An 11,543-nucleotide genomic window follows, 5' to 3' on the forward strand; every position below is an offset into this window, starting at 1 on the left:
CTTCTGGGAGGGCTTACTTCTTGGAGGACGGGTGCTTGGGCCGCTGCTGGCCCTTGCGCTGGCCCTGACCGGACTTGCCCTGACGGGATCCTCCGGAGTTGGCGCGGCTCGGGCGCTGGGGCTTGTCGGCCTGCGCCTCGTCCTTGGCCTCGCTCTTGACCGGACCCTGGGGCTTCTTCTCGAGCGAGGTGGTCGCCTCTTCGGCGGCCGTCTCGGAGACGTCCTCGGTGTCCTTCGCCGCGGACTGCGGGGCCGCGGAGGCCTGACGCTGGGCCTTGGTCTGGCGCTTGGGCTGCTGGCGCCTGGCGGCGGCACCGCCCTCGGCCTCGGCGACGAGGGTGTCGCCCTTGATCACGGTGCCGTCGGCCTGGGGTGCGAAGCCGGCCTTGGAGAGGCCCGTGAAGAAGCGGCGCTCGTTGTCGTTGCGGTCGCTGCCCTTGGCGACGATCACCTTGACGATGTTCTTCCGGCGGCGGCCGCGGACCTCACCGTGCTGCGTGACGCTCTTGAGCAGACGCTGCAGGTAGGCGTCCTGGGCCTTGCTGCCCGGCGTCGGGTTCTGGTTGATCACGTACATCTGCTGGCCCATGGTCCACACGTTGGTGGTCAGCCAGTAGACGAGGACACCGACGGGGAAGTTGATGCCCATGCCGGCGAAGATCAGCGGGAAGATGTACATGAGCATCTTCTGCTGCTGCATGTACGGGGTCTTCACCGAGAGGTCGACGTTCTTCATCATCAGCTGGCGCTGGGTGAAGAACTGCGAGGCCGACATCAGGATGATCATGATCGCGGTGACGACGCGCACATCGGTGATCGAGGCACCGAGAGCCTGGGCCTCAGCGGCGCTGTCCGTGAACTTGGCGGCCAGCGGGGCACCGAAGATGTGGGCCTGGCGGGCGCTCTCGAGCAGCGACTGGTTGATGACGCCGATGGTCTCGCCGTTGGCGATGGCCGACAGCACGTGGTACAGGGCGAAGAAGAACGGCGACTGCGCCAGGATGGGAAGGCACGAGGAGAGCGGGTTGGTGCCCGTCTCCTTGTACAGCTTCATCATCTCTTCGGACTGACGCTGCTTGTCGCTCTTGTAGCGCTCCTGGATCGCCTTCATCTTCGGCTGGAGCGCCTGCATGTTCCGCGTCGACTTGATCTGCTTCACGAAGAGCGGGATCAGGCAGATGCGGATCAGCACCACCAGGGACACGATGGAGAGGCCCCAGGCCCAGCCCGTGTTGGGGCCGAAGATCGCCCCGTACATCTTGTGGAACTGGACGATGACCCAGGAAACGGGCCAGGTGATGAAGCTGAACAGACTGGCAATCGTGTCCACTAATCAGGCTCCTTGAGCATTGGGCGAGGTCTCGGCGGCCGGGCTCGTCTCGGCGGTGGGCCCGCCCTTGTCGCCGCGCAGCGCGTTCCGCAGCAGCTCGTGCCAGCGGGGGCGCTTACGCGGGGGGACGTGATCCACACCGCCGGGCGACCACGGGTTGCACCGCAGGATCCGCCAGGCGGTCAGGGCCGTGCCCTTGATCGCGCCATGCCGGTCGATGGCCGTGAATCCGTAGTGGGAACACGACGGGTAGTACCGGCAGACGGGGCCCAGAAGAGGGCTGATCGTCCACTGGTACAGCTTGATGAGAGCCAGCAGCGGGTACTTCATCGCGTGCCCCCTCCCAGCAGCCGCTGAAGAGCGGCGTCCAGGTCTCGGGCCAGCTGTGCGTGATCGGCGTCGCCGGCTCCGGGCAACGCCCGTACGACCACCAGGCTACCGGGGGGCAGCTCGGAGAGACGGTCGCGGACGAGATGGCGCAGGCGTCGCTTCACCTGGTTGCGTACGACCGCACCGCCCACGGCCTTGCTCACGACGAAACCCGCACGCGTCGGGGAAGCGCTCTCCCCAGGCGCGTGCGGGTCCGTTGCACCGCTGCGTAGGTGGACGACGAGGAGCGGGCGACCGGCCCGGCGACCTCGGCGTACCGCGGTTGCGAAGTCCTCGCGCCGCCTCAGCCGATTCTCGGTAGGCAGCACGTCATGACCTGTTTAAGTGGATCAGGCGGACAGGCTCGCGCGACCCTTGGCACGGCGGTTCGCCAGGATGGCGCGGCCGGCACGGGTGCGCATGCGCAGGCGGAAGCCGTGGGTCTTCGCGCGACGACGGTTGTTCGGCTGGAAGGTGCGCTTGCTCACTCGGGGGCTCCAGAAATGATTCGTAGATGGCGGGACATCGCCTGGCTGTCACCGTGCGCCCACGAGTAGCTCGCAATACGCCCGAGTGCACCGCTACACGATCACTGACCGTGATCTTTGCCCATCGGAGGCAGGCGGCAGCAGCCATCGACAACTCGACCTGGTTACGGTACGCGCGGCTACGCCATCCGGTCAAACCGACCTGTCGCCACCCCCCATTGTGCACAGGCTGTGGACAACAACTTGAACCACGTCATCGGGCCCGACTACCGTGGACGGTCTCCACAATCTTTTTCCGTTCTGTCCTCACCTGTCCCGGGCGGACCCGTCCTCACGGACTTCGACCCACTGTCCCCGAGAACCACACCATCGTGGGACCTGCGAGAAAGCGTGCCCTGTGGCTGACGTACCTGCCGATCTTGCCGCAGTGTGGCCACGCGTCCTCGAGCAGCTCCTCGCGGAGGGCCAGCAGGGAATCGAGCCCAAGGACAAGCAGTGGATCGAGCGCTGCCAGCCGCTCGCCCTTGTCGCGGACACCGCGCTGCTCGCCGTGCCCAACGAGTGGGGCAAGCGGGTCCTGGAGGGCCGGCTCGCCCCGCTGATCAGCGAGACCCTCAGCCGTGAGTGCGGCCGGCCGATCCGGATCGCGATCACCGTCGACGACTCCGTCGGCGAGCCGACCCCGCCCGCGCCGCCCGTGCAGCAGCCCCGCTACGACGAGCGCGCGCAGCCGGAGCCGTACGAGAAGTACGACGGGTACGGCCACCGGCCGATGCCCGACGACGGGCTGCCCACCGCACGCCCCGCCTATCCGGACTACCCGCAGCAGCAGCGGCCCGACCCCGGTGCCTGGCCGCGCACCCAGGAGGACCTCTCCTGGCAGCAGCCGCGGCTCGGCGGATACCAGGAGCGCGCCCCGTACACCGGTCCCAGCGGCCCGGCCGGTCCCGAGCAGTCCCGCGGGACCCGTTACGACGAGCCGGCCCGCGGCTACGAGTCGCCGCGGCCCGAGCGCGCCGAGCTGCCCGACCCGCAGAACCACGGTCCGCGTCCCGGCCCCCGCCCCGGCGGCGTGCCGGGCGGCGGTCCCGGCTCCTCGTCCTCCGGGCAGGGCGCCGGCGCTCCGGGCGAGCAGCACGCGCGGCTGAACCCCAAATACCTCTTCGACACCTTCGTCATCGGTTCCTCGAACCGCTTCGCGCACGCGGCCGCCGTCGCGGTGGCCGAGGCGCCGGCGAAGGCGTACAACCCGCTCTTCATCTACGGGGAGTCGGGTCTCGGCAAGACCCACCTGCTGCACGCGATCGGGCACTACGCGCGGAGCCTCTACCCCGGCACGCGCGTGCGGTACGTGAGCTCCGAGGAGTTCACGAACGAGTTCATCAATTCGATCCGCGACGGCAAGGGCGACGCCTTCCGCAAGCGCTACCGCGATGTGGACATCCTGCTCGTCGACGACATCCAGTTCCTGGCGAGCAAGGAGTCGACGCAGGAGGAGTTCTTCCACACCTTCAACACCCTGCACAACGCGAACAAGCAGATCGTGCTCTCCTCGGACCGGCCGCCCAAGCAGCTGGTCACCCTGGAGGACCGGCTCCGCAACCGCTTCGAGTGGGGACTCACCACCGACGTGCAGCCGCCGGAGCTGGAGACGCGTATCGCGATCCTCCGCAAGAAGGCGGTGCAGGAGCAGCTCAACGCCCCGCCGGAGGTACTGGAGTTCATCGCCTCCCGGATCTCGCGGAACATCCGTGAGCTGGAAGGCGCGCTGATCCGGGTGACGGCCTTCGCGAGCCTCAACCGGCAGCCGGTGGACCTCGGACTGACCGAGATCGTCCTCAAGGACCTGATCCCCGGGGGCGAGGACAGCTCCCCGGAGATCACCGCTCCCGCGATCATGGCGGCAACCGCCGACTACTTCGGACTGACGGTGGAGGACCTCTGTGGATCCTCGCGCAGCCGCGTCCTGGTGACGGCCCGACAGATCGCCATGTACCTGTGCCGTGAGCTCACGGACCTGTCGCTGCCGAAGATCGGCGCGCAGTTCGGCGGCCGCGACCACACGACGGTGATGCACGCGGACCGGAAGATCCGTGCCCTGATGGCGGAGCGGCGCTCCATCTACAACCAGGTCACCGAGCTCACGAACCGCATCAAGAACGGCTGACGCGGGCCTCCACGGCCTCTCCAGAAGCTCTTCGAGGGCGCTCCGGGACACCTCCCGGGGCGCCCTTCGTCGTTCCCGCGGCGCTCCGCCCGTTCGCGGCCGTCCCTGCCGTGTTCGATTACTCCGTTCCGGTGGCACGTTCTCCACAGATTGGGGGATGATCTCCCGTCCACAGGGTGGGGACTGTCGAGTTATCCGGATTGTGTCCACAGGCCGGCCTGGTGACAGATCATCACCCCAGGTCAGCCGCTTGTGGAATTGTTGGCAAACGATCTCCACAGGCTGTGGATGAATCTTTCGTCCACAGGGGGTCCCGAAGGTTGTCCACTGGCTGCCCACAGGCGGCGGTCGGTTGCCCACAGCTTCTCCACACCGCTGTCCACTGTTCGGCAACGAAACGCCTCCGCTCACTGGGCCGAGTGAAAGCGGTCACACCAAGGGAGACGTTTGGGCTGTGGGGAACCTGGGGAAAGCTGGGGACAGCGCTGGGGAGAACTCCCCATGGCCTGTGTACCGGCTGTGCAGAACTTTCGGGTGTCCACAGAGACCCCCGGTTGTCCACGGGCTCCACCCACAGCCCCGGTGGACAAAAAACGTGGCCTGACCTGCGTAAATGGCGTTATCCACGGTTTCCACAGGCCCTACTACTACTCCCACATAGAGTTAGCCCGGAATTCGCTTCGAAGTGGGACCTGTGCACAACTCGGCGCCGGAGCTCCGACGCGCTCTTGTCGCGACTTGACCCCGAGCAGCACCGAGTGTCGGTGGCGTACGTCAGACTGGTTCCCGCAGTCGACGAAGAGCCAGCAACAGCAGGAGGCGGTTCCGGTGAAGATCCGGGTGGAGCGCGATGTACTCGCGGAGGCGGTGGCCTGGGTGGCCCGCAGCCTCCCGGCCCGTCCGCCGGCGCCCGTGCTCGCGGGCCTTCTCCTGAAGGCCGAGGACGGCGCCCTGAGCTTCTCGAGCTTCGACTACGAGGTCTCGGCGCGGGTCTCGGTCGAGGCCGAGGTGGAGGAGGACGGCACCGTCCTCGTCTCCGGCCGGCTGCTCGCCGACATCTGCCGCGCCCTCCCCAACCGTCCCGTGGAGATCTCCACAGACGGTGTACGGGCGACCGTGGTCTGCGGCTCCTCCCGCTTCACCCTCCACACCCTGCCTGTGGAGGAGTACCCGGCGCTGCCGGAGATGCCCACCGCGACCGGCACGGTCCCCGGTGAGGTCTTCGCCTCCGCCGCCGCGCAGGTGGCCATCGCCGCCGGCCGTGACGACACGCTGCCCGTCCTCACCGGTGTGCGCATCGAGATCGAGGGCGACACGGTCACCCTGGCCTCCACCGACCGCTACCGCTTCGCGGTCCGCGAGTTCCTGTGGAAGCCGGAGTCCCCGGACGCCTCCGCGGTCGCCCTGGTGCCCGCCAAGACCCTCCTGGACACCGCCAAGGCGCTCACCAGCGGCGACACGGTGACCCTGGCGCTCTCGGGCTCCGGCAAGGGCGAGGGCCTCATCGGCTTCGAGGGCGCGGGCCGCCGCACCACCACCCGCCTCCTGGAGGGCGACCTCCCCAAGTACCGGACGCTCTTCCCCACCGAGTTCAACTCGGTCGCGGTGATCGAGACCGCCCCCTTCGTGGAGGCCGTCAAGCGTGTCGCCCTGGTGGCCGAGCGCAACACCCCGGTCCGACTGAGCTTCGAGCAGGGCGTGCTCATCCTGGAGGCCGGCTCCAGCGACGACGCACAGGCTGTGGAGCGCGTGGAGGCGCAGCTGGACGGCGACGACATCTCGATCGCCTTCAACCCGACCTTCCTGCTGGACGGCCTGAGCGCGATCGACTCCCCGGTCGCCCAGCTCTCCTTCACGACGTCGACCAAGCCGGCGCTGCTGAGCGGCAAGCCCGCGCTCGACGCCGAGGCGGACGAGGCCTACAAGTACCTGATCATGCCGGTGCGGCTCTCCGGCTGAGCCTGTCGGTTCATGCCGGGGGTCCGGGGGTCGTCCCCCGGGTAGGTGCAGTATGCCGGTGCGGCTCTCCGGCTGAGCAGCCGAAACAGGGGCATCGCCTGAGCGGCTGACCCCACAGGTGTGCACCCGGGTCCGGGCGTAGGCTCGGACCCGGGTAAACCGCACACGACGCTTAAGGAATCTCTGATGGAGCTCGGTCTCGTCGGTCTCGGCAAGATGGGCGGCAACATGCGTGAGCGCATCCGCCGCGCAGGCCACACCGTCATCGGATACGACCGCAATCCGGACCTCGCCGATGTCCACAGCCTCGAAGAGCTTGTGGGCAAGCTCAAGGGTCCGCGCGTCGTGTGGGTCATGGTCCCGGCCGGTGCCGCGACCCAGTCCACCATCGACGAGCTGGCCGACCTGCTCTCCCCCGGCGACATCGTCGTGGACGGCGGAAACTCGCGCTGGACGGACGACGAGAAGCACGCCGAGGAGCTCGCCGCCAAGGGCATCGGCTTCGTCGACTGCGGCGTCTCCGGCGGTGTCTGGGGTCTGGAGAACGGCTACGCGCTGATGTACGGCGGCGACGCCGAGCACGTGGCGCGGGTCCAGCCGATCTTCGACGCCCTCAAGCCCGAGGGCGAGTTCGGCTCGGTCCACGCGGGCAAGGTCGGCGCCGGCCACTTCGCGAAGATGGTCCACAACGGCATCGAGTACGCGATGATGCAGGCCTACGCCGAGGGCTGGGAGCTCCTGGAGAAGGTCGACTCCGTCACCGACGTGCGCGAGGTCTTCCGCTCCTGGCAGGAGGGCACGGTCATCCGTTCCTGGCTGCTCGACCTCGCGGTGAACGCGCTGGACGAGGACGAGCACCTGGACAAGCTGCGGGGCTACGCGTCGGACTCCGGCGAGGGCCGGTGGACGGTCGAGGCCGCCATCGACAACGCCGTCCCGCTCCCGGCGATCACCGCCTCGCTGTTCGCGCGGTTCGCCTCCCGTCAGGACGACTCCCCGCAGATGAAGATGATCGCCGCGCTGCGCAACCAGTTCGGCGGCCACGCGGTCGAGACGAAGAAGTAATCCACAGGCTGTGCACCCCGCGGTGCACAGCCGCCGGGGGAAGAAGGTCGGCGCCCACCATGCACGTCACGCATCTCTCGCTGGCCGACTTCCGCTCCTACGCCCGGGTCGAGGTCCCGCTCGACCCGGGCGTCACCGCGTTCGTGGGCGCGAACGGACAGGGGAAGACGAACCTCGTCGAGGCCGTCGGCTACCTCGCCACGCTCGGCAGCCACCGGGTCGCCTCGGACGCGCCGCTCGTACGGATGGGGGCGGAGCGCGCGGTCATCCGGGCCGCCGTCACCCAGGGCGAGCGCTCCCAGCTGGTCGAGCTGGAACTCAACCCGGGCCGCGCCAACCGCGCCCGTATCAACAGGTCCTCGCAGGTCAGATCGCGTGACGTGCTCGGGATCGTACGGACCGTGCTGTTCGCACCCGAGGATCTGGCCCTGATCAAGGGCGACCCGGGCGAGCGCCGGCGCTTCCTCGACGAACTGATCACCGCGCGCACGCCGCGCATGGCGGGCGTGCGCTCCGACTACGAGCGCGTCCTCAAGCAGCGCAACACGCTCCTGAAGTCGGCGGCCATGGCCCGCCGGCACGGCGGACGCGGCATGGACCTGTCGACCCTCGACGTCTGGGACCAGCACCTGGCCAGGGCGGGCGCCGAGCTGCTCGCCCAGCGCCTCGACCTCATCGGCGTACTGCAGCCGCTCGCCGACAAGGCGTACGAGCAGCTCGCCCCCGGCGGCGGCCCGATCCTCCTCGAGTACCGCCCTTCCGCTCCGGGCGCCGGGCACACCCGCGAGGAGCTGTACGAGCAGCTGCTCGCCGCCCTCGCCGAGGTCCGCAAGCAGGAGATCGAGCGGGGCGTCACGCTCGTCGGACCCCACCGGGACGAGCTGCTCCTGAAGCTCGGCGAGCTCCCCGCGAAGGGGTACGCGAGCCACGGCGAGTCCTGGTCGTACGCGCTGGCGCTGCGGCTCGCCTCGTACGACCTGCTGCGGGCCGAGGGCAACGAGCCGGTCCTCGTCCTCGACGACGTCTTCGCCGAGCTGGACGCCCGGCGGCGCGAGCGGCTCGCGGAGCTGGTGGCGCCCGGCGAGCAGGTGCTCGTCACGGCGGCGGTGGACGACGACGTGCCGGGCGTGCTCGCGGGAACGCGGTACGCCGTGTCCGGCGGGACGGTGGAGCGGGTATGAGCGAGGAGAACTCCCCACAGCCTGTGGACAGGCCTGCCGCGCCTTCGGCACCCGAGCCGTCGGGTGTGGATCTCGCCCGGGTCGCGTTGCGCGCCGCCAAGGAGCAGGCCCGCGCGAAGGGCGCGGCCGCACAGCAGAAGAAGCAGGCCCGGCGCGGGGGCGGGCTGCGCTCCGGCGCGCGCGCCGACGGACGCGATCCGATGGCGCTCGGCGCCGCGATCAACCGGCTGATCACCGAGCGGGGCTGGGAGACGCCCGCGGCGGTCGGCGGGGTCATGGGGCGCTGGCCGCAGATCGTCGGGGAGGACCTGGCGAAGCACTGTGTGCCGGTGAAGTTCGACGACGAGCCGGATGCGCGGGTGCTGACGGTGCAGTGCGACTCGACGGCGTGGGCCACGCAGCTGCGGCTGCTGGCGCCGACGCTGGTCGCGCGTCTCAACGAGGACCTGGGGCACGGGACCGTGCGGATGATCAAGGTGCTGGGGCCGGGGGCTCCGCGCAGGGGGTACGGGCCGCTGCGGGCGCCCGGCAGTGTGGGGCCCGGGGACACGTACGGCTAGAGCGCCGGGCGGAGCTGTGCCGGGCCTTGGGGTGCGGGTCCAGGCGGAAGGGCGCCGCGCGGGTGGGCTGTGCCCACCCGTTCCGCCCCGCGGAACGATTGCCCACAGGGTGGCGGAACGCATGCCCACAACGGGGTCCGGAAGCGATGCCCACAACGGGTCACCGTCCGAAGCGCTAGGTGGCCGTCTGGGGGCTCTGGAGCCCCTCTCCGGATATGGGGAGTCGTCTCGCTCCCGCTCAGGGCGGCACATGCGCATTCAGGTACCGGCAAACCCCCATGAGTGTCGGCGCTACCGGTAGACTGGGAGACAATCCCGCCACCCTGCGGAACATGTCGAACGACGCAGCCGCTCCCGTATGCCCGGAGAACGGCCTGTGCTGTGCCAGAAAGGGCGCTTCGTGGCCGATTCCGGCAACCCCAACGAGAACAACCAGTACACCGCCAGCAACATCCAGGTACTCGAGGGCCTGGATGCCGTGCGCAAGCGCCCTGGCATGTACATCGGCTCGACCGGTGAGCGCGGTCTGCACCACATGGTGCAGGAGGTCGTCGACAACTCGGTCGACGAAGCCCTGGCCGGCCATGCCGACACCATCGACGTGACGATCCTCCCCGACGGCGGCGTCCGCGTCATCGACAACGGCCGAGGCATCCCGGTCGGCATCGTGGCCTCCGAGGGCAAGCCGGCCGTCGAGGTCGTGCTGACCGTGCTGCACGCGGGCGGCAAGTTCGGCGGCGGCGGCTACGCCGTCTCCGGTGGTCTGCACGGTGTCGGTGTGTCCGTCGTGAACGCCCTGTCGACCAAGGTCTCCGTCGAGATCAAGACGGACGGCCACCGCTGGACGCAGGACTACAAGATGGGCGCCCCGACCGCCCCGCTCGCCCAGCACGAGGCGACCGACGAGACCGGTACCTCGGTCACCTTCTGGGCCGACCCGGACATCTTCGAGACCACCGAGTACTCCTTCGAGACGCTCTCGCGGCGCTTCCAGGAGATGGCCTTCCTCAACAAGGGCCTGACGATCACGCTCACCGACGAGCGCGAGTCCGCGAAGGCGACCGTGGGCGCCGACGACCCGGACGCCGAGGCGGCCGCCGCGCAGGCCGCGCGGACGGTCAGGTACCACTACGAGGGCGGCATCGTCGACTTCGTGAAGTACCTCAACTCGCGCAAGGGCGAGCTGATCCACCCCACCGTGATCGACCTCGACGCCGAGGACAAGGACAAGAACCTGTCCCTCGAGGTCGCCATGCAGTGGAACAGCGGCTACAGCGAGGGCGTGTACTCCTTCGCCAACATCATCCACACCCACGAGGGCGGCACGCACGAGGAGGGCTTCCGTGCGGCGCTGACCTCGCTGATCAACAAGTACGCGCGCGACAAGAAGCTGCTCCGCGAGAAGGACGACAACCTCACGGGTGACGACATCCGCGAGGGTCTGACGGCGATCATCTCGGTGAAGCTGAGCGAGCCGCAGTTCGAGGGCCAGACCAAGACCAAGCTGGGCAACACGGAGGTCAAGACCTTCGTCCAGAAGGCGGTCTACGAGCACCTCAACGACTGGCTGGACCGCAACCCGAACGAGGCCGCGGACATCGTCCGCAAGTCGATCCAGGCCGCCACCGCGCGCGTGGCCGCGCGCAAGGCGCGCGACCTGACCCGACGCAAGGGCCTCCTGGAGTCGGCGTCCCTCCCGGGCAAGCTCTCCGACTGCCAGTCGAACGACCCGTCCAAGTGCGAGATCTTCATCGTCGAGGGTGACTCCGCCGGCGGCTCGGCCAAGTCCGGCCGCAACCCGATGTACCAGGCCATCCTGCCGATCCGCGGCAAGATCCTGAACGTCGAGAAGGCCCGCGTCGACAAGATCCTCCAGAACACCGAGGTCCAGGCGCTGATCTCCGCCTTCGGCACCGGTGTGCACGAGGACTTCGACATCGAGAAGCTCCGCTATCACAAGATCATCCTGATGGCGGACGCCGACGTCGACGGTCAGCACATCAACACCCTGCTCCTGACCTTCCTCTTCCGCTTCATGCGGCCGCTGGTCGAGGCCGGGCACGTCTACCTCTCCCGCCCGCCGCTCTACAAGATCAAGTGGGGCCGGGACGACTTCGAGTACGCGTACTCGGACCGCGAGCGGGACGCGCTCGTCGAGCTGGGCAAGCAGAACGGCAAGCGGATCAAGGAAGACTCGATCCAGCGCTTCAAGGGTCTCGGCGAGATGAACGCCGAGGAGCTGCGCGTCACCACCATGGACGTCGAGCACCGCGTACTCGGCCAGGTCACCCTGGACGACGCCGCCCAGGCCGACGACCTGTTCTCGGTGCTCATGGGCGAGGACGTCGAGGCACGCCGCTCGTTCATCCAGCGCAACGCCAAGGACGTTCGCTTCCTCGACATCTGAGTCGGTCTCAGCTGACC

The 11,543-nt window shown here is 68.8% G+C and carries 10 protein-coding genes; 6 read left to right on the forward strand and 4 right to left on the reverse strand.

All coding sequences use genetic code 11. From position 1 onward, the window contains the following. Positions 1 to 13: 13 nt before the first annotated feature. From yidC to rpmH, 4 genes are read right to left on the reverse strand one after another with little or no spacing between them, the layout of a single operon-like run. Positions 14 to 1,330, reverse strand: a complete 1,317-nt coding sequence (yidC, locus tag ABT041_RS00240) for a membrane protein insertase YidC (protein WP_351176486.1) — start codon at positions 1,328 to 1,330, stop codon at positions 14 to 16. Positions 1,331 to 1,333: 3 nt separating this feature from the next. Next, positions 1,334 to 1,660, reverse strand: coding sequence for a membrane protein insertion efficiency factor YidD (gene yidD, locus ABT041_RS00245; protein ID WP_351176489.1), 327 nt, complete (start codon positions 1,658 to 1,660; stop codon positions 1,334 to 1,336). Then, entirely contained in the window at positions 1,657 to 2,028 is a 372-nt protein-coding gene (rnpA, locus tag ABT041_RS00250; protein ID WP_351176492.1) for a ribonuclease P protein component, read from the reverse strand. The genes yidD and rnpA overlap by 4 nt, the downstream gene beginning before the upstream one ends. 21 nt (positions 2,029 to 2,049) lie before the next feature. Further along, positions 2,050 to 2,187 carry a 50S ribosomal protein L34 gene (rpmH, locus tag ABT041_RS00255; protein ID WP_015659252.1) on the reverse strand — a complete coding sequence of 46 codons (138 nt, stop codon included), beginning with the start codon at positions 2,185 to 2,187 and terminating at the stop codon, positions 2,050 to 2,052. 397 nt (positions 2,188 to 2,584) lie between these two features. On the opposite strand from rpmH, the gene dnaA reads away from it, so the two are divergent. From dnaA to gyrB, 6 genes are all read left to right on the forward strand, one after another. Continuing rightward, positions 2,585 to 4,354 (forward strand): chromosomal replication initiator protein DnaA, encoded by a 1,770-nt coding sequence (dnaA, locus tag ABT041_RS00260; RefSeq protein WP_351176496.1) that lies wholly within the window; start codon positions 2,585 to 2,587, stop codon positions 4,352 to 4,354. An 828-nt stretch (positions 4,355 to 5,182) separates the two neighbouring features. Continuing rightward, positions 5,183 to 6,313 (forward strand): DNA polymerase III subunit beta, encoded by a 1,131-nt coding sequence (gene dnaN / locus ABT041_RS00265; protein WP_351176499.1) that lies wholly within the window; start codon positions 5,183 to 5,185, stop codon positions 6,311 to 6,313. Between the two features lie 186 nt (positions 6,314 to 6,499). Next, positions 6,500 to 7,378 carry a phosphogluconate dehydrogenase (NAD(+)-dependent, decarboxylating) gene (gnd, locus tag ABT041_RS00270; protein WP_351176502.1) on the forward strand — a complete coding sequence of 293 codons (879 nt, stop codon included), beginning with the start codon at positions 6,500 to 6,502 and terminating at the stop codon, positions 7,376 to 7,378. A 59-nt stretch (positions 7,379 to 7,437) separates the two neighbouring features. After that, positions 7,438 to 8,559 carry a DNA replication/repair protein RecF gene (gene recF, locus ABT041_RS00275; protein WP_351176505.1) on the forward strand — a complete coding sequence of 374 codons (1,122 nt, stop codon included), beginning with the start codon at positions 7,438 to 7,440 and terminating at the stop codon, positions 8,557 to 8,559. After that, positions 8,556 to 9,119, forward strand: a complete 564-nt coding sequence (locus tag ABT041_RS00280) for a DciA family protein (RefSeq protein WP_351176508.1) — start codon at positions 8,556 to 8,558, stop codon at positions 9,117 to 9,119. The genes recF and ABT041_RS00280 overlap by 4 nt, the downstream gene beginning before the upstream one ends. Positions 9,120 to 9,495: 376 nt before the next feature. Then, positions 9,496 to 11,526 (forward strand): DNA topoisomerase (ATP-hydrolyzing) subunit B, encoded by a 2,031-nt coding sequence (gene gyrB / locus ABT041_RS00285; protein WP_351176511.1) that lies wholly within the window; start codon positions 9,496 to 9,498, stop codon positions 11,524 to 11,526. The last annotated feature ends 17 nt before the right edge of the window (positions 11,527 to 11,543 follow it).

This window comes from Streptomyces sp. NPDC002825 (genome assembly GCF_040295385.1).
In the GTDB taxonomy this organism is placed as follows: domain Bacteria; phylum Actinomycetota; class Actinomycetes; order Streptomycetales; family Streptomycetaceae; genus Streptomyces.

Coding starts and splice junctions, on each gene's coding strand:
- recF (WP_351176505.1), top strand. CDS start 7,438: ATGCACGTCACGCATCTCTCGCTGGCCGACTTCCGCTCCTACGCCCGG.
- ABT041_RS00280 (WP_351176508.1), top strand. CDS start 8,556: ATGAGCGAGGAGAACTCCCCACAGCCTGTGGACAGGCCTGCCGCGCCT.
- yidD (WP_351176489.1), bottom strand. CDS start 1,660: ATGAAGTACCCGCTGCTGGCTCTCATCAAGCTGTACCAGTGGACGATC.
- gnd (WP_351176502.1), top strand. CDS start 6,500: ATGGAGCTCGGTCTCGTCGGTCTCGGCAAGATGGGCGGCAACATGCGT.